The sequence below is a fragment of the Gordonia sihwensis genome (assembly GCF_029632925.1).
GTDB lineage: Bacteria > Actinomycetota > Actinomycetes > Mycobacteriales > Mycobacteriaceae > Gordonia > Gordonia sihwensis.
In genome coordinates, this window is record NZ_CP121248.1 from 4,010,429 (window position 1) to 4,029,908 (window position 19,480).

22 protein-coding genes are annotated in these 19,480 nt (G+C 65.2%); 11 read left to right on the forward strand and 11 right to left on the reverse strand.

All coding sequences use genetic code 11. The features are described 5' to 3' along the window. Positions 1–888 (reverse strand): sterol desaturase family protein, encoded by an 888-nt coding sequence (locus P5P27_RS19075; protein ID WP_006896751.1) that lies wholly within the window; start codon positions 886–888, stop codon positions 1–3. 121 nt (positions 889–1,009) lie between these two features. Here P5P27_RS19075 and P5P27_RS19080 point away from each other — a divergent pair, with 121 nt between their 5' ends. After that, positions 1,010–1,699 carry a TetR/AcrR family transcriptional regulator gene (locus P5P27_RS19080; protein ID WP_278125568.1) on the forward strand — a complete coding sequence of 230 codons (690 nt, stop codon included), beginning with the start codon at positions 1,010–1,012 and terminating at the stop codon, positions 1,697–1,699. 27 nt (positions 1,700–1,726) lie between these two features. Here P5P27_RS19080 and P5P27_RS19085 read toward each other — a convergent pair whose 3' ends face one another. Next, the gene (locus P5P27_RS19085; RefSeq protein WP_006896753.1) at positions 1,727–2,047 is read right to left on the reverse strand and encodes a hypothetical protein; all 321 of its coding nucleotides are present in this window, start codon (positions 2,045–2,047) and stop codon (positions 1,727–1,729) included. Positions 2,048–2,226: 179 nt separating this feature from the next. Here P5P27_RS19085 and sigM point away from each other — a divergent pair, with 179 nt between their 5' ends. The 5 genes from sigM to P5P27_RS19110 all read left to right on the forward strand — a co-directional run bounded on the left by sigM (position 2,227) and on the right by P5P27_RS19110 (position 5,969). After that, positions 2,227–2,790 carry an RNA polymerase sigma factor SigM gene (sigM, locus tag P5P27_RS19090; RefSeq protein WP_006896754.1) on the forward strand — a complete coding sequence of 188 codons (564 nt, stop codon included), beginning with the start codon at positions 2,227–2,229 and terminating at the stop codon, positions 2,788–2,790. Positions 2,791–2,895: 105 nt separating this feature from the next. Beyond that, complete coding sequence (locus tag P5P27_RS19095) at positions 2,896–3,171, forward strand: hypothetical protein (RefSeq protein ID WP_101841504.1); 276 nt, start codon at positions 2,896–2,898, stop codon at positions 3,169–3,171. Positions 3,172–3,325: 154 nt separating this feature from the next. Further along, positions 3,326–4,270 (forward strand): thioredoxin-disulfide reductase, encoded by a 945-nt coding sequence (trxB, locus tag P5P27_RS19100; RefSeq protein ID WP_006896756.1) that lies wholly within the window; start codon positions 3,326–3,328, stop codon positions 4,268–4,270. Between the two features lie 48 nt (positions 4,271–4,318). Further along, a complete protein-coding gene (trxA, locus tag P5P27_RS19105; RefSeq protein ID WP_006896757.1) occupies positions 4,319–4,654 on the forward strand; it encodes a thioredoxin in 336 nt (111 codons plus the stop codon). A gap of 163 nt (positions 4,655–4,817) precedes the next feature. Further along, the gene (locus tag P5P27_RS19110) at positions 4,818–5,969 is read left to right on the forward strand and encodes an N-acetylmuramoyl-L-alanine amidase (RefSeq protein ID WP_006896758.1); all 1,152 of its coding nucleotides are present in this window, start codon (positions 4,818–4,820) and stop codon (positions 5,967–5,969) included. Here the strand turns inward: P5P27_RS19110 and P5P27_RS19115 are convergent. The 9 genes from P5P27_RS19115 to rpmH form a co-directional block, all read right to left on the reverse strand. After that, positions 5,924–6,685, reverse strand: a complete 762-nt coding sequence (locus P5P27_RS19115) for a hypothetical protein (RefSeq protein WP_006896759.1) — start codon at positions 6,683–6,685, stop codon at positions 5,924–5,926. The two genes, P5P27_RS19110 and P5P27_RS19115, sit on opposite strands and share 46 nt — an antisense overlap. Before the next feature lie 111 nt (positions 6,686–6,796). After that, positions 6,797–7,882 (reverse strand): ParB/RepB/Spo0J family partition protein, encoded by a 1,086-nt coding sequence (locus tag P5P27_RS19120; RefSeq protein WP_278125575.1) that lies wholly within the window; start codon positions 7,880–7,882, stop codon positions 6,797–6,799. Next, on the reverse strand, positions 7,879–8,823 hold the full coding sequence (locus tag P5P27_RS19125) for a ParA family protein (RefSeq protein ID WP_081598115.1): 945 nt from the start codon (positions 8,821–8,823) through the stop codon (positions 7,879–7,881). The genes P5P27_RS19120 and P5P27_RS19125 overlap by 4 nt, the downstream gene beginning before the upstream one ends. Before the next feature lie 71 nt (positions 8,824–8,894). Next, on the reverse strand, positions 8,895–9,599 hold the full coding sequence (gene rsmG / locus P5P27_RS19130) for a 16S rRNA (guanine(527)-N(7))-methyltransferase RsmG (RefSeq protein WP_062367449.1): 705 nt from the start codon (positions 9,597–9,599) through the stop codon (positions 8,895–8,897). A 628-nt stretch (positions 9,600–10,227) separates the two neighbouring features. Beyond that, complete coding sequence (locus tag P5P27_RS19135; RefSeq protein WP_006896763.1) at positions 10,228–10,782, reverse strand: Jag family protein; 555 nt, start codon at positions 10,780–10,782, stop codon at positions 10,228–10,230. Positions 10,783–10,827: 45 nt separating this feature from the next. After that, positions 10,828–12,003 carry a membrane protein insertase YidC gene (gene yidC, locus P5P27_RS19140; protein WP_006896764.1) on the reverse strand — a complete coding sequence of 392 codons (1,176 nt, stop codon included), beginning with the start codon at positions 12,001–12,003 and terminating at the stop codon, positions 10,828–10,830. A 3-nt stretch (positions 12,004–12,006) separates the two neighbouring features. Next, positions 12,007–12,324, reverse strand: a complete 318-nt coding sequence (gene yidD, locus P5P27_RS19145) for a membrane protein insertion efficiency factor YidD (protein ID WP_278125580.1) — start codon at positions 12,322–12,324, stop codon at positions 12,007–12,009. Further along, positions 12,321–12,743 (reverse strand): ribonuclease P protein component, encoded by a 423-nt coding sequence (gene rnpA / locus P5P27_RS19150; protein WP_278125582.1) that lies wholly within the window; start codon positions 12,741–12,743, stop codon positions 12,321–12,323. Before rnpA ends, yidD begins: the two co-directional genes overlap by 4 nt. Positions 12,744–12,768: 25 nt before the next feature. Further along, complete coding sequence (gene rpmH, locus P5P27_RS19155; RefSeq protein WP_006896767.1) at positions 12,769–12,912, reverse strand: 50S ribosomal protein L34; 144 nt, start codon at positions 12,910–12,912, stop codon at positions 12,769–12,771. Between the two features lie 309 nt (positions 12,913–13,221). Between rpmH and dnaA the strand changes: the two genes are divergently transcribed. The 5 genes from dnaA (at position 13,222) to P5P27_RS19180 (ending at position 19,415) form a co-directional block, all read left to right on the forward strand. Then, positions 13,222–14,841, forward strand: a complete 1,620-nt coding sequence (gene dnaA, locus P5P27_RS19160) for a chromosomal replication initiator protein DnaA (RefSeq protein WP_006896768.1) — start codon at positions 13,222–13,224, stop codon at positions 14,839–14,841. A gap of 548 nt (positions 14,842–15,389) precedes the next feature. Continuing rightward, positions 15,390–16,592, forward strand: a complete 1,203-nt coding sequence (gene dnaN / locus P5P27_RS19165; RefSeq protein ID WP_278125585.1) for a DNA polymerase III subunit beta — start codon at positions 15,390–15,392, stop codon at positions 16,590–16,592. Positions 16,593–16,633: 41 nt separating this feature from the next. Further along, positions 16,634–17,602, forward strand: a complete 969-nt coding sequence (gnd, locus tag P5P27_RS19170; protein WP_006896770.1) for a phosphogluconate dehydrogenase (NAD(+)-dependent, decarboxylating) — start codon at positions 16,634–16,636, stop codon at positions 17,600–17,602. 18 nt (positions 17,603–17,620) lie between these two features. Beyond that, the gene (gene recF / locus P5P27_RS19175; protein WP_045537116.1) at positions 17,621–18,871 is read left to right on the forward strand and encodes a DNA replication/repair protein RecF; all 1,251 of its coding nucleotides are present in this window, start codon (positions 17,621–17,623) and stop codon (positions 18,869–18,871) included. Further along, a complete protein-coding gene (locus tag P5P27_RS19180) occupies positions 18,864–19,415 on the forward strand; it encodes a DUF721 family protein (RefSeq protein ID WP_006896772.1) in 552 nt (183 codons plus the stop codon). The genes recF and P5P27_RS19180 overlap by 8 nt, the downstream gene beginning before the upstream one ends. Positions 19,416–19,480: the final 65 nt, after the last annotated feature.

Sequence of the window (19,480 nt, forward strand, 5' to 3'; positions counted from 1 at the left end):
TCACGACGAGACCTTCTCCGGAGCCGGCGCCCACCCGGGCGGACCGAAGACGTAGCCGAGCTTGGCGCGCAGAGACGGGGCCTCGCGGACGTCGCGGGCGATGTTCACGTACTCGTGCGTCTGCAGGGTCCAGATGTTGTAGGTCTCGACGGGCTTGGTGAGCCCGTAGTGCGGCCGGTCGAGTTCGGGCTGGAACGAGCCGAAGAGCCGGTCCCAGACGATGAAGGTGCCGCCGTAATTGCGGTCGAGGTATTCCGGATCGCTGCCGTGATGCACTCGGTGGTGCGAGGGCGTGTTCATCACGAACTCGAAGGGTTTCCACATCTTGTCGATCCGCTCGGTGTGGATCCAGAACTGATAGACGAGGTTCAGCGAGTACACGGCGAAGACCACCGCGGGCGGGAAGCCGAGCAGGGGGAGGGGCGCCCACATGATGATACCCATGCTGTTGTTCCACTTCTGCCGGAGCGCCGTCGCGAAATTGAAGTACTCGCTGGAGTGGTGGGCTTGGTGAGTGGCCCAGACCAGGCGTACCCGGTGGGCGATCCGGTGCTCCCAGTAGAAGAGGAAGTCGAGAGCGATGAAGCCGATCACCCAGGTGTACCAGGCGTCGACCGGCAGATGCCACGGCGCGACGTACGCGAACAGCGCGCTGTACCCGAACAGAGCGACGAACTTCCAGAAGGCCGACGTCCCGATCGAGACGAGCCCCATCAGGATCGACGTCCGCGCGTCCCTGCGCTCATAGGAGCCCTTGGGCGGCCGGCCGTCGCCGTCCTCCCGCTCCAACTTGGCCGCGGCGTAGGTCTCCAACAGCAGCAGAACCGCGAAGAACGGGATCGCGAGCACCGTCGGCTCCCGCATCGGTTCGGGCAGGAAGTCCAGCAATCTCCACCCCTCCAGAACGCACGGACGGATTGTTCTCGTCCGATTTATTTGACACAGTACCGTGTCAGATATGCGGTGCCAACCCCTGGCCCGAATCGCCTCGGCGGTAGAATCTGATTCGATGAACAAAAACAGTGGTGGGCGAACATACGGGGGTGTGTCCGCCGCGGAGCGACAGAAACAACGACGATCCGCGCTCGTGGAAGCGGGTGTGGAGTTGTTCGGCACCGAGGGATACGTCAACGTCTCGGTCAAGAAGATCTGCGACGAAGCCGGTCTGACGCAGCGGTACTTCTACGAGTCGTTTCCCGACCGAGTGAATCTTCTTGCAGCGGTGTACCAGCGTTGCGTCGACATCGCTCGCAGCGCGACGATCGCGGCGGCCACCGAGGTCATCGATCGCGCCGGCGTGGCCGACGGACCGGTTCCGGCGGCTGTCATCCCGATCCTCGCCGAGGAGGCATTGGGCGGCTTCATCAACAGTCTCGTGGAAGATCCGCGGCGGGCGCGGGTCATCCTCATCGAGGTGGTCGGCGTGGCACCCGAGATCGAGAAGTTGCGGCTCGGCGCCATTCACGACTGGGCCGATCTGATCGCCGGATTCGCGAGCAACGGACGGCCGACCACTCCGAAGCAGAAGCTCGCGGCCATCGGCCTCGTCGGCGCCATCACGCAGTTGCTCGTCGACTGGCAGATGGCACTGACCGACCCGATCAACGAGCAGGCCGGCCCCGATCTGTTCCAGGTGGACTCGGTCCACGAGGTGGTCACCGAGATGTTCGTCGCCACCTACGACAAGATCTTCGGCTGAGCCGGCCGCCGTCGCACCGGGCGACGGTCAGCGGTTCGCCGTGAGACGCTCACGGATCCGTGTGCACGCGTCGTCCAGTTCCGCGATCACGAACAACCACTCCGAACCGTCACCGAGGGTGAGACACAGACGATCGGCCTTGCCGCCGGAGAGCAGCCTGCCGGTTCCCGGCGCCGACCCGACGGCTGCCACGAACTTCAGCGCGACCGAGAAGCGCGCGCCGGCGGCTCGCTTCGACTTCGGCTCGAAGACGACGTGCGTCTTGGTCAGCGCCAGCTCACCGGGAACGGCCATCCGGCCCATCGATCGGGCGGCCCGCCAAGCGGCCAAGGGCTTGTCGTCGCTCATGAGACCAGCCTAGTAAGAGCGGCGGCGACAACGGCACCGAGGCGGACAGAGCCTCGAGAACACACTCTGATGTGCATAAGTCGGCTTCACCGCGCGATTCGTCCACAGGTTCGCCAACAACCATCCACAAAGTGAGGAAAAGCTCGAATCCGGCACTGTTTCGCGCTTAGTGTCGTCGCATGACTCGGGGGATCATCGATCAGAAGACCGATGCGCACTTGCTTCGCGCACACATCGGGGGCGACGCCGGAGCGTTCCGCGAACTGTACGAACGGCACCGGAATCATCTCTGGGCCATCGCCTTACGCACCACAGGCAATGAGGACGACGCCGCGGACGCGATGCAGGACGCGTGGATCTCCATCTACCGCACGGCCACCTCCTACCGAGCCGACGCATCAGTGTCGAGCTGGTTGCACAAGATCGTCGTGAACTCCTGCCTCGACCGCCTGCGCCGCATCCGCTGTCACGAGACCATGCCCCTCATCGAGTTCGAGTCGGCACTGCTCGCCGACGAACGCGACTACACGGTCGGGATCGACGTCGGACTGTCGATCGGCCGAGCTCTCGACGTACTGCCGCCCGACCAGCGGGACGCCGTCATTCTCGTCGACTATCACGGATACTCGATCCGCGACGCCGCGGCGATCCTGTCGGTGGCCTGCGGGACGGTCAAGAGCCGCTGCTCCCGCGGCCGGGCCAAGCTCGCGATGGTTCTCGAGTATCTGGACGATGACTGTTAGGGCTCCGGCCGACTCACCGGAGATCATCGCCGGAACCGATTCGTCGGCACGTGCGTCTAAGTAGTGTGGATGGCGACGACGGACGATAGGCGATTCTCAAAGATCATGGTTCCTTCAGCGAAGCACCGGGCGGGCCGCCCCGCGCCTGAGCCGCCGTACTCGACGGAGCTGCTGGCGGATCTGCACGCGGACGCACTCGAGCCCGAAGTCGCCGCACACGTCCGGAGTCGGCTCGCCGCCGATCCGCACGCCGCTCAAGTGCTCGCCGCGCTCGATCGCGTGCAGACGGAGCTGCGAGAACGCGGGCAGTCGGCGGCGCCGATGCCCGATGCGATCGCGGCCCGTCTCGATTCCGTGATCGACCGACTCACCGGTGGCTGAACCGTCGCGCCGAACGGCTCCTCGGTGAGGTGCGCCGCACCGGAACGCACACGCGGGAACATCGCGCCATACTCTGGTGTTGACTGATGCGTCTGCCCGGCGTCATCGCACGATGCAGGCCGCACCGAGCGGACTACGCGACAACGGAGGATTGATGAGCGACAACCAGAACCAGATCCATGACGTGATCATCGTCGGGTCGGGGCCTGCCGGCTACACGGCGGCGATCTACGCTGCCCGGGCCGAACTGTCGCCGTTGGTCTTCGAGGGCATCTCCTTCGGCGGCGCCCTCATGACGACGACCGAGGTCGAGAACTTCCCCGGCTTCCAGAAGGGGATCCAGGGTCCCGAACTGATGGACGAGATGCGCGAGCAGGCGCTCCGCTTCGGAGCCGACCTGCGCATGGAGGAGGTCGACGCCCTGCGGCTCGAGGGCGAGATCAAAGAGGTCGAGGTCGCCGGCGAAGTCCACCGGGCCCGCAGCGTCATCCTCGCGATGGGGGCGGCGGCACGTTATCTGAACGTCCCGGGCGAGCAGGAACTGCTCGGCCGCGGTGTCTCCGCATGCGCCACCTGCGACGGCTTCTTCTTCCGGGACCAGGACATCGCGGTGGTCGGTGGCGGCGACTCAGCGATGGAGGAAGCGACCTTCCTGACCAAGTTCGCGAAGTCGGTCACGCTGATCCACCGCCGCGACGAGTTCCGCGCCTCGAAGATCATGCTCGAACGCGCTCGCGAGAACGAGAAGATCCGATTCATCACCAATGCGACCGTCTCGGCGGTCAAGGGCGAGAACACCGTCACCGAACTGGAGCTCACCGACACCGAGACCGGAGAGGTCCGGACGCTCGACGCGACGGGAATGTTCGTCGCGATCGGTCACGATCCGCGAAGCGATCTCGTCAAGGGACAGGTCCAGCTCGACGACGACGGTTACGTCAAGGTCGTCGGCCGCACCACGTACACCAACCTTCCCGGCGTCTTCGCTTGCGGCGATCTCGTCGACCACACCTACCGACAGGCGATCACCGCCGCCGGCAGCGGCTGTTCGGCCGCTATCGACGCCGAACGATGGCTCGCCGACCAGGCCCACGCCTGACCGAACCTCACGCCGGCCATCCGAGCCGACGACCATTCAGGAGGAAGAATGTCTGAGAACACCGTTGCAGTCACCGACGCGACCTTCGCCGGCGACGTGATCGAGGCCTCCGGGTCCAAGCCCGTCCTCGTCGACTTCTGGGCCACCTGGTGCGGCCCCTGCAAAATGGTGGCTCCGGTGCTCGAGGAGATCGCCCGCGACAACAGCGACAAGCTGACCGTCGCGAAGGTCGACGTCGACCAGAACCCGAACGTCGCCCGCGAGTACCAGATCATGAGCATTCCCACGCTCATGCTCTTCTCCGGCGGTAAGCCGGTCAAGACCATCATGGGCGCCAAGCCCAAGGCGGCTCTGCTTCGCGAACTGTCCGACGTCCTCGCCTGACATCGCTGCCGATCGGCCCACGCCCGCACCCGGGCCGTGGGCCGATCGTCACAGAACGGCGCGATCATTTGTCGCGCCCGGCGCTGGCTGAGAGAATGGTGCGAGTCTCGGATCAGCAATGCCTCGGTCCGGGTCGGCGGTATCGAGAGAGTGGGAAGTACGTATGCAGGTGTTGCGTCTGGGGGACCACGGTTCTGCGGTAGCCGAGATCAGGGCCATTCTGGCCACCCGTGGATTACTGCCCGACGCTGCACCCACCCCGCCGTCCACCACGCAGGGCCCCTGGTCGCCGCCCGAGGCGGTCTTCGACAAGGCCTGCGACCGTGCGGTGCGCGCCTTCCAGCAGGAACGCGGACTGATCGTCGACGGGATCGTCGGATACGCCACCTACACCGCCCTGCGCGAAGCCTCGTACCGTCTGGGCGCCCGCATTCTGCTCTACCGGCTCTCCGCGCCGATGACGGGCGACGACGTCGCCACGCTCCAGTCGCGCCTGCAGAATCTCGGCTACTACCACGGACTGGTGGATGGAATCTTCAGCGAGGTGACGCACCACGCCGTCTGCCTGTACCAGACCGAGTACGGTCTCTCGTCCGACGGCATCTGCGGTCCCGCGACGCTGCGATCACTGGAACGTCTCGGCACCCGCGTCACCGGCGGCTCGCCGCACGCGATCCGCGAGGAGGAGCACGTTCGCAAGTCCGGTCCGCAGCTCACCGGTAAGCGAATTCTGATCGATCCCGGCGACGAGAGCCCCATCGGGAACGAGAACACCCTGCTCTGGGATCTGGCGGCCCGTCTCGAGGGCCGGATGTCCGCCGCGGGTATGGAGACATTCCTGTCGCATGACGCGAAGACGACCCCGACCGACGACGACCGTGTGCGGGTGGCCAATCTCGCCGATGTCGACCTGATGATCTCGTTGCGAACCGGCCATTACCCGAACGAGAAGGCCAGCGGGCTCGCGACGTTCTACTTCGGCAACACGCACGGTTCCTACTCCACGATCGGGCGCAATCTCGCCGGGTACATCCAGCGGGAGATCGTGGCACGCACCGGCTTCCTCGACTGCCGCAGCCACCCACGGACCTGGAACATCCTGCGCTCCACGCGGATGCCGGTCATCGTGATCGAAGCCGGCTACATCACCAATCCTCACGACGCCGCGCAGCTGAGCGACCCCGCCATCCGCGACACCATCGCCGAAGCCGTCCTGGTCGCAGTCAAGCGGCTGTACCTGCTCGGTGAGAACGACCGGCCGACCGGAACTTACACGTTCGCCGAACTGCTTGCGGCAGAACAGGTCACCGGCTGACTGATCGGGTCCGCCAGCATTTCCGCCGGCGGGGTCTCCACCAGTTTCCGGAGCGCACGCTCCACCTGGCTCTTCCAACCCAGGCCCTCGTCGAGTTCGAGCCTCAGACGCGGCAGGTACGGGTCGTCGGCGACCACCTCGAACCCGAAGTCCGTCAGCAGTCGGGTCGGCAGAATGCACCGGCGGCACACGTCAGCGGCCAGGCCGCTGCCGAGAAGCAACGTCACCAGATCCATCGCGAGGGACTCGTCGTCGCCGCTGAAACCGAACGCCTCCACCGCGCGCACTCCGCGCCGGACGAGGTCGGCCACGACGGCGTCGAGCAGTGCCGTCGACTCGCTCTCGAAGCCCGGTTCCATGCGAATCGTAGTGAGTAGAACGGCATCCGCACCGACCGGGGCGGTGGGGAAGTGCTGCGCGCGGGGCACCCGTCCCGGCGGGGAGTAGAAGGCGGCACCGACGACTCGTCCGGTCGTGGGTTCCACAGCGACCTGACAGCACACACCCCATTCCAGCAGCAGTCCCGACAGCCAAGCCTCTTTGTCGAACTCACTCTCGGGTCCGGCGGAGTCCGTGCGCTTATCACCTCCGGTGATCACCGTGTCGATCGCGGGCGACCCACCGGTCCGATCGACCTCCCAGAAGACGCAACGACGGGAATGCAGCGGCAGAGTCTCGAAGTCTTCGAGCTCCAGTGGCACCACAGACAGACCCATCGCTGCGGTCTCCTCCTTCTCGCGGCGGAAGATCGTCAAGGTTTAGCGCCACACATGGACGCCGTCACAGTGACGAAACAGCCACGTATTCTCGTATACCCCTTTGCGGGACTACTTTTCGGTCTGTTCGGCGATCACATTGACGATCCGCTCCAGATCGTCGACCGATCCGAATTCGATCGATACGCGTCCCTTCCGCTTACCCAGGCTCACCGTCACCTTGGTATCGAGACGATCGGACAGCCGGTTCGCCACATCCTGCAGCCCCGGCATCTCCATCGGCTTCCGCTTCTTCGCGGCGGGCTTGTCGTCGACGCCGTCCCGATTCGCGAGAGTGACTGCTTCCTCCGTGGCTCGGACCGACAGTCCCTCCGCGACGATCCGCGCCGCCAGTGCCTCCTGTGCGTCGGCACCCGCTTCCAGAGCGAGGAGTGCGCGAGCATGCCCGGCGGAGAGGACACCGGCCGCAACCCTGCGCTGGACCGGAATCGGGAGCCGCAGCAGCCGGATCATGTTGGTGATCACCGGGCGTGATCGACCGAGCCGAGTGGCGAGCTCTTCGTGTGTCACGTCGAACTCTTCGAGCAACTGCTGATAGGCGGCGGCCTCTTCGAGTGGGTTCAGCTGTGCTCGGTGAATGTTCTCCAGCAGAGCGTCTCGGAGCAGATCGCCATCCGGGGTGTCCCGAACGATGGCCGGGATGGTCTCCAGGCCCACATTGCTGCCGGCGCGCCACCGTCGTTCGCCCATGATGAGCTGATAGCGCGCGCCATTCGCGCCGGGGGAGGGGAGCTCCCGCACCACGATCGGTTGCATGAGACCGAACTCCCGAATCGAGTGCTCGAGTTCGGAGAGCGCCTCCTCGTCGAAGACTGTGCGCGGCTGCTTCGGGTTCGGCTCGATATCGCTCGGTGCGATCTCACGGTAGACGGCGCCGATCTCGTCTGCTCCACCGCTCGCGGAAGAGGCCTGTGACGCTGAGGGCGCGGGACCGGTCGGCGCGAGGAGATCCGACGATGGCTTCTCCGCCACCGCAGCACCGACCTTCGGTGATCCGCCACCGATGACGACGTCCGCGGCGGCGGAACCCATCTTCGTGGTATTCACACCGTGATCGTCATCGCTCGGCCCCGTAGGAATCAGTGCTGCCAGACCTCGTCCCAGACCTCCGCGACGTTGAGTGTCTCGCTGACTCATACCGTTCCTCCTACAGCAGCGCCTCGCTCCGCCAGCTCACGGGCGGCGTCGAGATAACTCATGGATCCACGTGAACCCGGGTCGTACTCGATGATCGTCATACCGAAGCCCGGAGCTTCGGAGACCTTCACACTGCGGGGAATGATCGTCGACAGCACCTTGTCGCCGAAGTGATTCCGAACCTCCGCAGCCACCTGATCCGCGAGCTTGGTGCGGCCGTCATACATGGTCAACAGAATGGTCGACACATGCAGTTCCTTGTTCAGATGTGCCTGGACGAGTTCGATATTCCGCAGCAGCTGGCCCACGCCCTCGAGCGCGTAATACTCACACTGGATCGGAATGAGGACTTCACGGGCCGCGACCATCGCGTTGACCGTCAACAGCCCGAGCGACGGAGGGCAGTCGATCAGCACGTAGTCGATCTCGAGCTCGGCCAGCACGGCCGGATCGAGGGCATTTCGCAGGCGACTCTCGCGCGCTACGACGGAAACCAACTCGATCTCGGCGCCGGCGAGATCGAGAGTTGACGGCACGCAGTACAACCGATCGTTCGCCGGCGACTTCTGGATCGCTTCCCGCAGCGGCACGTCGTCGAGAAGCATCTCGTATACAGACGCGATTCCCGGCTTGCGATGGTCGATGCCCAGGGCCGTACTCGCATTACCCTGCGGATCGAGATCGATGACCAGGACCCCGAGGCCGTGCAGCGCGAGGCCGGCCGCAAGGTTCACGGCGGATGTCGTCTTTCCGACTCCACCCTTCTGGTTCGCGATAGTCATCACCCGCGGCTGTGGCGGTCGGGGGAGCCTGCCGGTGCCGCCGGGGGTCAAAACCTGGCTCGCGCGGGCTGCTGCGGTCGCTATCGGGGTGTCGTCGTAGCTCTGCACTGGCGGTACTGGTGGCGTTTCACGTGAAACGCTGGGCTCGTGGTTGGGCACCCCGGAACTCCTTCGGTCAGTGCTTCCATTGTGCGCCCTCCGGCGAAATGACACCAATTCTTGAGCCTCCATCAGTTCCGGCGGGCAGCCCGACGGGCCGCCCGCGCATCACGTGCTGTCTCATTCCGCCGCCCGACTATCAACGTGGTCGGCGTCTCCAGCATCGTCCCGCATTGAGCCACTGCCAGATCCCGGATCCCGGACCTCATCACCTTCTCCCAATCGCGAGCGATCTCGTCAGGCGCAGACTGCCCCTTCAATGCGACCAATCTGCCGCCTCCTCGGATCAGGGGAGCGGACCATTTCGCCAGCCGTTCCAGCGGCGCGACAGCCCGCGACGTGACTACATCCGCCGGCTCCACGGCCTTCAGCACCGCCTTCTCTTCGGCGCGACCGCGTACCACCGTCACGTTGTCGAGTGGAAGCCCGGAGACCACTTCCTCAAGAAAGGTGGTCCGGCGAAGCAACGGCTCGATGAGAGTGACCGCCAAGTCCGGACGAGCGATCGCGAGGGGGATACCGGGCAAGCCCGCGCCGGACCCGATGTCGATGACGCTCGCACCATCCGGAATCTCCTCGGAGACAACGGCACAGTTGAGCAGGTGCCTGGTCCAGAGTTGCGGCAGTTCACGGGGACCGATGAGTCCGCGGACCACGCCCTCCTCAGACAGAATCTGCGCGTACTTCTCGGCCGGCGGCAGTCGTTCGCCGAATATGGCCGCAGCGATCTCCGGCGTCGATTCGGCAGCCGCCGGCGTCGGGTCATCCTCTGACATCTATTCATCCCTTCGATGTTCCACGTGGAACACGGCCGTTGTGGTGCCCGATCGGTTGAGTGGTTTCACGTGAAACCCGCTCCGCTCGCGAGCCGCGATCCTGAAGCACGCAGCAGATCCACGATCGAGACAACTACCGGCCACCCTGCTAGGGGAGCGGACACGCTCAGGGCAAGCACACATCTGAGGACAGACTTCGCACCGTAGCCGGACAGCCTCATTCAGCTTAGTCCGCACCGACCCGCCACCCGACGTCGGGAACCGATTTCCACAGGTTGCCGATCTAACCCACAACCTGACGCCACCCGTCGACCGGAGCTTCAGCCCCTGGTCTTGTTCCACGTGAAACACAGGGCCAGCCGCGAACAGCGCTGATCGAGCTGGACAGTCGGACGCGGGCGCGGGTTTCACGTGAAACGCGCTCAGAGCATCTGATGACGCCGACCCGGAGAATCACACTGACGTAAGTCAAAACAACCGAATGGGAGAGTTTCAGACAAGGCCTTAGACCCTGGACCCATAAAGTCACTGTGTCGAAAAGACGATCCCCGCGACACCCTGTTGTCAGAGCGTTGCGGGGATCGTCTGCGGATATCCAACCGGGGCTAACCCCGGATCAGGGGAGTCGTCATTCCTTGATGACGACCACACGGCGGTTCGGCTCCGCCCCCTCACTCTCGCTGTAAACTCCGTCAACCGCGGCGACGGCGTCGTGCACGATCTTCCGCTCGAAGGGAGTCATCGGGTCGAGCGACTCACTCTCGCCCGAATCCCGCACACGCTCGGCGACCTCGTTGCCGATGCGAGCGAGACGGTCGCGGCGATCAGCACGCCAGCGGCTGATGTCGAGCATCAAGCGGCTGCGGTCACCGGTCGACTGCTGCACAGCCAGTCGCGTCAGCTCTTGGAGTGCGTCGAGCACCTCGCCGTTGCGACCGACGAGCTTGGTCAGGTCCTTGCCGCCGTCGATGCTGACGATCGCTCGGTCACCGTCGACGTCGAGATCGATGTCGCCGTCGAAGTCGAGAATGTCGAGCAACTGCTCGAGATAGTCGCCGGCGATCTCGCCCTCCTCGACCAACTGATCCTCTTCATCGATCTCGTCGAGATCAGCGTCCTGCTCGATGGGCTCCACAGGATCGACCTGTTCAGTGTCGTCACTCGACACAGTCTGGTCCGTCATCTTCTACCTCACTTAATGGAAACGTCTGAATGAGTCGCGGCGCCGTCAACGGCCGCCGGGCCGACCCTTCTTCTTATTGCGCTTGCTGCCGGATTTCCTGGCTCCGCCCGGCTTCGCTTGACTCGGCTTCTGCCCGGGAGACGGCTTGTTGGCCGCCGGCTTGGTCGTGCCCTGGCGCTTGGCTGGACTCGACTTCTTGCCGCCGGCGGACTTCGTCTCATCTGACGCGTCGTCCACTTCACCGTCGACGACCGCAACCGTGGTCGGTGCCCTCTTCGTCTTGTCGGGTCGGGCGCCGGGCTTCGGTGCTGCGGCCCTGAGCCGCTCTTCCTTCGCGGCCTTCGCCTCTTCTTCTTCACGTGCGATGCGTCCGAAGACGATGTGCTGCTGGCCGTAGGTCCAGAGGTTGTTGCTGACCCAGTACAGGAGGATGGCGACCGGGAAGAACGGACCAGTGACCAGAATGCCCAGCGGGAAGACGTACAGTGCGAGCTTGTTCATGATCCGTGTCTGAGGATTGTCCATCGCCTCAGCACTCTGCCGCGCGACCGAGGCCCGCGAGTTCATATGCGTGGCGATCGAGGCCACGATCATCAGCGGGATCACCACGGCGGCGATCTGCCAGCGCGAGAAGTCGATGGGCTGGCCAGGATCGACGAACGCCTTGAACTGGTCGACCGGTTCGGTGATGTACGACGAGAGCGGAACACCGAACAGTCGCGCATCCAGGAAGTTCTGCACCTGGTCGGCACTGAAGACGTAGTTGGCGGTATTGCGGGTCTGCTCGGCAGTCATGCCGCCGCTGGCCGAACCGCCGATCGGCATCGAGGTGCCCGCACCCATCCGGTTGAACGAACGCAACACGTGGAACAGACCGATGAAGACCGGGATCTGCATGAACATCGGCAGACACCCGAGGAGTGGATTGAAGCCGTGCTCCTTTTGGAGCTTCTGCATCTCCTCGGTCATCTTGACCCGGTCGTTGGCGTACTTCTTGCGAATCGCCTGCATCTGCGGGTTGATTTCCTGCATCTGCTTCGTCGTGCGGATCTGCTTGACGAACGGCTTGTACAGAATCGCGCGGAGGGTGAAGACCAGGAACACCACCGACAGGGCCCACGCTATTCCGTCCCAGCCGGGGGAGTTCGGCATGATGCTGTCGAACAGCCAGTGCCAGACCCACATGATCCAGGACACCGGGTAGTAGATGAAGTTGAGCACGGCTCACTTACCCCTATCTGAAGTTGGTGCGGTGGCACCACTGTTTGAAGTCTTGCTGCGCAGCCACTCCACGGGTCCTCGTTCGGGGACCGGGTCGTAACCGGGCTTGTGCCACGGGCCGCACTTCAGCAGGCGCCACGTCGCGAGTACCGAGCCCCACACGAATCCGTGTTTGTCGAGCGCTTCGACGGCGTAGCCGCTGCAGGTGGGTTCGAACCGACAGGTGGGCATTCGAGTCGGCGAGATCCACGCCCGGTAGAGCTCGATGACGAAGATCAAGCTCGCCCGCGGGAGACGATAGAGCCGCTGTCCGAGACTCATGGGACGACCGTTCCCCGGTCCGCACGCGCACAGGCAGCGGCCACCTTGCGGTGGGCGAACGCGCCGCGCAGCGTCTCGGCCAGTTCGGAACTCGAACGATCCACGATCCCGGGGTGCGCTCGCAGTACAACGAAGGTCTCCGGTGGGAGCACCGAGGGCGCACTCTCTGCGAAGGCACGACGAAGTCGTCGTGCGGTCCTGTGACGGATCACGGCGTTACCGACCTTCTTCGAGATGATCAGGCCGAGCCACGGCCCACCGTGCAGGGCCACGTCCGGGCGCAATCCACTCCCGTCCGGCCACGCCGGTACGACCGGCGCCACGTGAACTGTCAGATCACGTGCCGAAACCCGCACACCCTTGGAGAGTGTGCGGGTGAAATCGGACTTCCTAGAAATCCGCGCCGAGTCGGCCGACACCGATTGCCCGGGCCGGATTCGCGACTCAGGCGGTCAGCTTGGCGCGGCCCTTGGAACGACGTGCGTTCACGATGGCGCGACCGGCGCGAGTCCGCATACGCAGACGGAAGCCGTGCACGCGAGCGCGACGACGGTTGTTCGGCTGGAAGGTGCGCTTCCCCTTGGCCACTGGAAACTCCTCGTGTTGGAACTGCAGGCGGTCTTCGGCCCCTCATGGATCGGCCGGGGCCGAGCTCGTGATGAGCGCGCGTTACCGCAGTCCATGTACAGGCGACCTTTCGAGGGTACTGGCCCCCGGAAACCAAATCAAACGACGGGTTACCTGCAGATATCTCCAGACCCGAATTACACCTGTGGGATTTGTTCACAGAACAATCCACAGGTGTGGACAACTTTGTGGACAACTCGCGCCGAGACCCGCGTTCGTGGCACCCTCTAGGTCTGAAACGATCCGATTCGACCAAACGAGGGGGAGCCAGTGGCCGGCGACCGGGAGTCATTCTCCGACATCTGGAACGCAGTCGTCGCTGATCTGTCGGCCAACACCGGTCCGGCCGAGGTGGAGCCGCTCACCCGACAGCAACGAGCCTGGTTGTCGCTGGTCCAGCCGCTGACGATGATCGAAGGATTCGCACTGCTGGCCGTCCCCAACACGCTCGTGCAGGAGCAGATCGAACGGAATCTGCGCGACGCGGTGCGCCTCACACTCAGTCGACACCTCGGCCAGAGCGTCGACATCGCGGTCCGCGTCGCCGAGCCGGAGGAGATCTCTCCCCAGCCCGTGGATGGTGCGGAAGCGGCTGGGGATACTCATCCACACTCAGGCGCCACAGGTGCAACAAACGTCACACCGGAACCATTCGTTCCGAGCTCCCCGTACGACGCCGCGAACGCCGCCGGCCCAGCGATCCCGACACCGACCTATCCCGCGAGTCCCGCGATCCCGTCCGACGAGCAGCTCGCTGCGCTGAACTACCCGCAGTCGGCGCCGCCGTCGCGTCCGGTGGAACCGCGCGAGTGGTCGAACTACTTCGAGCAGCGAGAGACGAGCGCACCAGACAACGGCACCACCTCACTGCATCCGAAGTACACCTTCGACACCTTCGTCATCGGCGCGTCGAATCGATTCGCACACGCCTCGGCCGTGGCCGTGGCCGAAAATCCGGCGCGCGCCTACAACCCGATGTTCATCTGGGGCGAGTCCGGCCTGGGCAAGACCCACCTGCTGCACGCCGCGGGCCACTACTCGCAACGACTCTTCCCCGGCATGCGCGTGAAGTACGTGTCGACCGAGGAGTTCACCAACGACTTCATCAACTCCCTGCGAGACGACCGCCGCGTCGCCTTCAAGCGCAGGTACCGCGACATCGACATGCTGTTGATCGACGACATCCAGTTCCTGGAGGGCAAGGAAGGCATCCAGGAGGAGTTCTTCCATACGTTCAACACGCTGCACAACGCGAACAAGCAGATCGTCGTCTCCTCCGACCGGCCGCCCAAGCAGCTCGCGACACTCGAGGACCGGCTCCGCACCCGGTTCGAGTGGGGCCTCATCACCGACGTCCAGCCACCTGACCTGGAGACGCGCATCGCGATCCTCCGCAAGAAGGCCCAGATGGACAAGCTCGCGGCACCGGACGACGTCCTCGAACTGATCGCGTCGAAGATCGAGCGCAACATCCGCGAGTTGGAAGGCGCCCTCATCCGAGTGACCGCGTTCGCCTCGCTCAACAACACAGAACTCGACATCACCCTGGCAGAGGTGGTGCTCAAGGCGCTGATCCCTGACTCGGGTCCGATGGACGTGAGCGCCGCGAGCATCGTGGCGGTGACCGCGGACTTCTACGATCTCTCGATCGACGATCTCTGCGGTCCGAGCAAGGTCCGTGCACTGACGCTGCCGCGGCAGATCTCGATGTATCTGTGCCGTGAGCTGACGGATCTGTCGTTGCCGAAGATCGGTGAGACCTTCGATCGCGACCACACCACGGTGATGCACGCGGACAAGAAGATCCGCAAGGAGATGCATGAGAACCGCAACATCTACGACCAAGTGCAGGAGTTGACCGCGCGCATCAAGCAGCGCGCGAACCGCTGATCGGCACACTGGCGCGCACTCTCGACGTCGGCGGCAGACTCTGACGAGTCCGCCGCCGACTTTTTTCACGATTCCTCCGCGAGGGGGACCCATGGAAAAGCCCAGGACGCGCGTGCGTCGCACGTGTGGATGATCTGGTGACAACAGGGGCGATTTCTGTGGACAACAGGTGCGTGTCGGTTGAACAGTTCGATCCGTCCACAACCGCCCCGATTCATCCACCGCCGTCGTCCACCGGGAGTCCACACCTCGTCGGAGGCCGTGACCAGCACAGACGAGCTGTTACCCACAGAACTCACACCGCCTATTACTAAGAAGATTTCTTCTTTGAAGAACATCTTTTAAAAGAAGCTGTGTGCATACACAGCCTGCGGCGACCGCGCGACCGCGTCCGCTTCGCCGGACGCTCCGAAGTCGCGACCGAGTTATCGATCCGGTTCCGCATCCGAGGCCGAAGCGCTCTACAGTGGGGTTCTGCGACCAACCACCGCCGGGCCCTGCTGCACCCTGCGCCAGACCCGGCATGTCGAGAAGGGGTTACACCACCGATGAAGTTTCGTGTCGTGCGTGACGAGTTCGCCGATGCTGTCGCGTGGGTGGCCCGGAGCCTGCCTTCCCGGCCGCCCGTCCCTGTTCTCGGCTGCGTCGTCCTGACCGCGGACGAGCACGGACTCCAGGTAGCCGGTTTCGACTACGAGGTCTCGGCCACCCAGACCATCTCGGCCGAAGTCGCCGAAGGCGGAAAAGCCCTGGTCTCGGGCCGGCTGCTCGCCGACATCACCAAGGCGCTGCCCAACAAGCCGGTCGACGTCACGATCGACGGCAGCCGCGTCGCGATCAGCTGCGGCAGTGCCAAGTTCTCGCTGCCGACGATGCCGGTCGAGGACTACCCCGAGCTGCCCGAAGTACCGCAGAACACCGGATCGGTTCCTGCAGAGCTGTTCTCCGAAGCGGTCTCGCAGGTGGCCGTGGCCGCGGGCAAGGACGACACCCTGCCGATGCTGACCGGTGTTCGCGTCGAGATCGACGGCGACAAAGTGGTTCTCGCGGCCACCGACCGCTTCCGGCTCGCGGTCCGCGAGCTGCAATGGAACCCGGCGGATGCGAGTGCGGCCGGTGCGGCGCTCGTTCCCGCCAAGACCCTCTCCGAAGCCGCGAAGTCGGCCGGCGCCGACGCCACCGGCAACGTCGAACTCGCGTTCGGCGCCGTGAACGCGATCGGCTCCGAGGGGATGCTCGGCATCACCAACAACGCGAAGAAGACCACCACCCGGCTCCTGGACGCGGAGTTCCCGAAGTTCCGCCAGCTGTTTCCGGCCAACCACACCTCGATCGCGGTGGTCGAGAGCGCCCCGCTGATCGAATCCATCAAGCGCGTCTCACTGGTGGCCGAACGCGGCGCCCAGGTGCGGCTCGACTTCTCCAGCGACTCGGTGCTGCTCACCGCGGGCGGCGACGAAGCCGGAAAGGCCGAGGAAGAGCTGCCTGTCCGGTTCTACGGCGAACCGATCATCATCGCGTTCAACCCCCACTATCTGCTCGACGGACTGGCGGCGATCGGCACCGACACGGTGGAGTTCGGGTTCACCAACCCGGAACCGGACGGCTCGGGCCAGCGTCGTGCGGCGATCCGCCCGGCGGTGCTGCGGCCGTCTTCCGGTGACGAGCCGGCCGCCGACGAGTCGGGTGCTTACGCCGCGTCGGCGAGCGAATTCAGCTATCTGCTGATGCCGGTCCGTCTCCCGGGCTGAGCCTCTGCAGCCGACCTGAATCCCTTCCCGGAGAGGACGCCATGCAACTCGGACTCGTAGGACTCGGCAAGATGGGCGCCAACATGCGCACCCGACTGAGGGCCGCCGGACATGAGGTGGTCGGTTACGACCCGCGGCCCGAGGTGTCGGACGCGGAGAGCCTCGAGGCGATGGTCGGCGCGTTGTCGACTCCGCGCGCGGTGTGGCTGATGGTTCCCGCCGGGGACATCACCAGGCAGAACGTCGCCGCTCTCGCCGATCTTCTCGCTCCGGGCGACATCGTCATCGACGGCGGCAACTCGCACTACTCCGACGATCGGCCCCACGCGGATCTGCTCGCCGAGCGTGGTATCGGGTACCTCGACTGCGGAGTCTCGGGTGGCGTGTGGGGTCTCGAGAACGGCTACGGTCTCATGGTCGGCGGCTCAAAGGCCGACGTCGAGACGGTGATGCCGATCTTCGACGCTCTCCGTCCAGATGGAGAGCGTGAAGACGGCTTCGTGCACGCCGGCCCCGTCGGCGCCGGTCACTACGCGAAAATGGTGCACAACGGCGTCGAGTACGGGCTGATGCACGCCTACGCCGAGGGGTACGAACTGCTCGATGCCGAGCCGCTGATCGAAGATGTGACGGGCACGCTCCGGGCCTGGACCCAGGGCACGGTGGTGCGGTCGTGGCTGCTGGAACTGCTGGTCCGGGCGCTGGACGCCGATCCCGGCCTCGCCGGGATCTCGGATTACACCACTGATTCCGGCGAAGGTCGCTGGACGGTGGAGGAGGCGATCAGGCATGCGGTGCCCGCGAATGTGATCTCCGCGGCACTCTTCGCCCGATTCGCCTCCCGGCAGGACGAGTCGCCGGCGCTGAAGGCCGTCTCGGCTCTGCGGAACCAGTTCGGCGGCCACGCGATGATCGACACCGCTGGTCAGAGCGTCGGCGAGACCGCTGGTCAGAGCTCCGACGAGACCGGTGGTCAGAGCATCGACGAGACCGCAACGCCGAACTCGTGACGGCGAGGTAGCGGTTCGTTGTTCGTTCGCGAGCTGACTCTGCGCGACTTCCGGTCCTGGCCGCACGCGCAGTTCACGTTGTCGCCCGGGACCACGGTCTTCGTCGGTCGCAACGGTTTCGGCAAGACCAATCTCCTCGAATCGCTGTTCTATGTCGCGACCCTGCGCTCGCATCGGGTCTCGTCGGACGCTCCGCTGGTGCGGACCGACGCCGAGGCGGCTCGGGTGACAGCAACGGTGGAGAACGACGGCCGCGAACTCACCGTCGAGCTGACGATCCCGGCCCAGGGCGCCAACAAGGCGACGATCAACACGCGACCGGTTCGGCGCACCCGCGAAGTGCTCGGAATCCTGCGCGCGGTGCTGTTCGCACCCGAGGACCTCGCACTCGTGCGCGGCGAACCGGGGGAGCGACGCCGCTTCATCGACGAACTGGTGGCGCAGCTGCGACCGCTCGCGGCGGGCGCGAAGGCCGACTACGACCGGGTTCTCCGACAGCGATCCGCGCTGCTCAAGACTGCGAGTGCGGCGATGCGCCGGGGCGGGTCACAGGCCGATTCGGTGCTCGGAACCCTGGACGTGTGGGACGCCCAACTCGCCGAGACGGGTGCGCAGGTCACCGCCTCCCGCATCGCGGTGGTGCGGCAGCTCGCCCCGTTCGTCACCGAGGCCTACTCGTCGATCGCCCCGCACTCGAGGCCCGCGCACATCTCGTACCGGTCCGCCGCCGGCGCCGCCGTCGACGCCAGCCCAGGCGGTGACGACGCGGTGCCCGCGATCCGCGACATCCTCGCCGAGCGTCTCGCCGAACTGCGCAGCAAGGAGATAGAGCGGGGGATGTGCCTGGTGGGACCGCACCGCGACGACCTCCTGCTCGGTCTCGGCGACGAACCCGCGAAGGGTTTCGCCAGCCACGGCGAGAGCTGGTCGTTCGCGCTGTCGCTGCGGCTCGGCAGTGTCGAACTGCTGCGGGCCGACGGCGTCGAACCGATCATCATGCTCGACGACGTCTTCGCCGAACTCGACGTCACCCGGCGCAGACTGCTGGCCGACTTCACCTCCGGCGCCGATCAGCTGCTGATCACCGCCGCCGTCGCCGACGACATCCCCGAATCGATCGGCGGACGCCGGATCTGTGTCGGAGTCACCGACGATGATGGTCGCAGGCACTCGGTGGTGACCGCCGACGACGCGCCCGAAGGGGGACCGACCTCGGCCGGGGCGTCCGGCGCGGATACCGCTCCGGACGAGGGGAGTGATGATGACTGACGAGAAACCCACTGTGCAGCCGGAGGGGCTGTCGGGGTACGACCTCGCGAGGGCTGCTCTGGAAGAGGCCCGGGCGCTGGCCCGCGCTCAGGGCAAACCCGTCGGCATGGGACGGTCAGCACCCATCAGAAGCAGGCGCCGGACCAGTGATCGATCGCGTCGGCGCTGGTCAGGAGCAGGTCCGGACCCCCGCGACCCGCAACCGCTGGGAAGCATGGTCGGCAGGGTCGCCAAGCAGCACGGCTGGGAGTCCCGCATCTCCGAGGGCGCGCTGTTCGGCATGTGGCCGTCGATCGTCGGCGACGACATCGCCTCCCACGCCGACCCGACGAGGCTCGAGGGAACCGTCCTGCACGTCAGGGCCGAGTCGACGGCGTGGGCCACACAGCTGCGGTACATGCAGGGTCAGATCATCGCGAAGATCGCGAAGGTGATCGGCCACGGCATGGTGACGAGTCTGCGGATCACCGGCCCCCAGGCGCCGTCCTGGCGGAAGGGGCCGCGGCACATCTCCGGACGCGGTCCGCGCGACACGTACGGCTGAGCCGCGCAACGATCGCCCGATTTCGACACGAGAGGCTTTAAACCGGATCGACCCATGATCGGTCC

Excerpts from the sequence above, each read along its gene's own strand:
- P5P27_RS19115 (WP_006896759.1), bottom strand. The coding sequence starts at position 6,685 with ATGGGTCTGTCTGTGGTGCCACTGGAGCTCGAAGACTTCGAGACTCTG.
- sigM (WP_006896754.1), top strand. The coding sequence starts at position 2,227 with ATGACTCGGGGGATCATCGATCAGAAGACCGATGCGCACTTGCTTCGC.
- rsmG (WP_062367449.1), bottom strand. The coding sequence starts at position 9,599 with ATGTCAGAGGATGACCCGACGCCGGCGGCTGCCGAATCGACGCCGGAG.
- P5P27_RS19085 (WP_006896753.1), bottom strand. The coding sequence starts at position 2,047 with ATGAGCGACGACAAGCCCTTGGCCGCTTGGCGGGCCGCCCGATCGATG.
- P5P27_RS19110 (WP_006896758.1), top strand. The coding sequence starts at position 4,818 with ATGCAGGTGTTGCGTCTGGGGGACCACGGTTCTGCGGTAGCCGAGATC.
- trxB (WP_006896756.1), top strand. The coding sequence starts at position 3,326 with ATGAGCGACAACCAGAACCAGATCCATGACGTGATCATCGTCGGGTCG.
- P5P27_RS19180 (WP_006896772.1), top strand. The coding sequence starts at position 18,864 with ATGACTGACGAGAAACCCACTGTGCAGCCGGAGGGGCTGTCGGGGTAC.
- trxA (WP_006896757.1), top strand. The coding sequence starts at position 4,319 with ATGTCTGAGAACACCGTTGCAGTCACCGACGCGACCTTCGCCGGCGAC.
- P5P27_RS19095 (WP_101841504.1), top strand. The coding sequence starts at position 2,896 with ATGGTTCCTTCAGCGAAGCACCGGGCGGGCCGCCCCGCGCCTGAGCCG.
- P5P27_RS19120 (WP_278125575.1), bottom strand. The coding sequence starts at position 7,882 with ATGAGTCAGCGAGACACTCAACGTCGCGGAGGTCTGGGACGAGGTCTG.
- gnd (WP_006896770.1), top strand. The coding sequence starts at position 16,634 with ATGCAACTCGGACTCGTAGGACTCGGCAAGATGGGCGCCAACATGCGC.
- P5P27_RS19135 (WP_006896763.1), bottom strand. The coding sequence starts at position 10,782 with ATGACGGACCAGACTGTGTCGAGTGACGACACTGAACAGGTCGATCCT.
- P5P27_RS19080 (WP_278125568.1), top strand. The coding sequence starts at position 1,010 with ATGAACAAAAACAGTGGTGGGCGAACATACGGGGGTGTGTCCGCCGCG.
- dnaN (WP_278125585.1), top strand. The coding sequence starts at position 15,390 with ATGAAGTTTCGTGTCGTGCGTGACGAGTTCGCCGATGCTGTCGCGTGG.
- yidD (WP_278125580.1), bottom strand. The coding sequence starts at position 12,324 with ATGAGTCTCGGACAGCGGCTCTATCGTCTCCCGCGGGCGAGCTTGATC.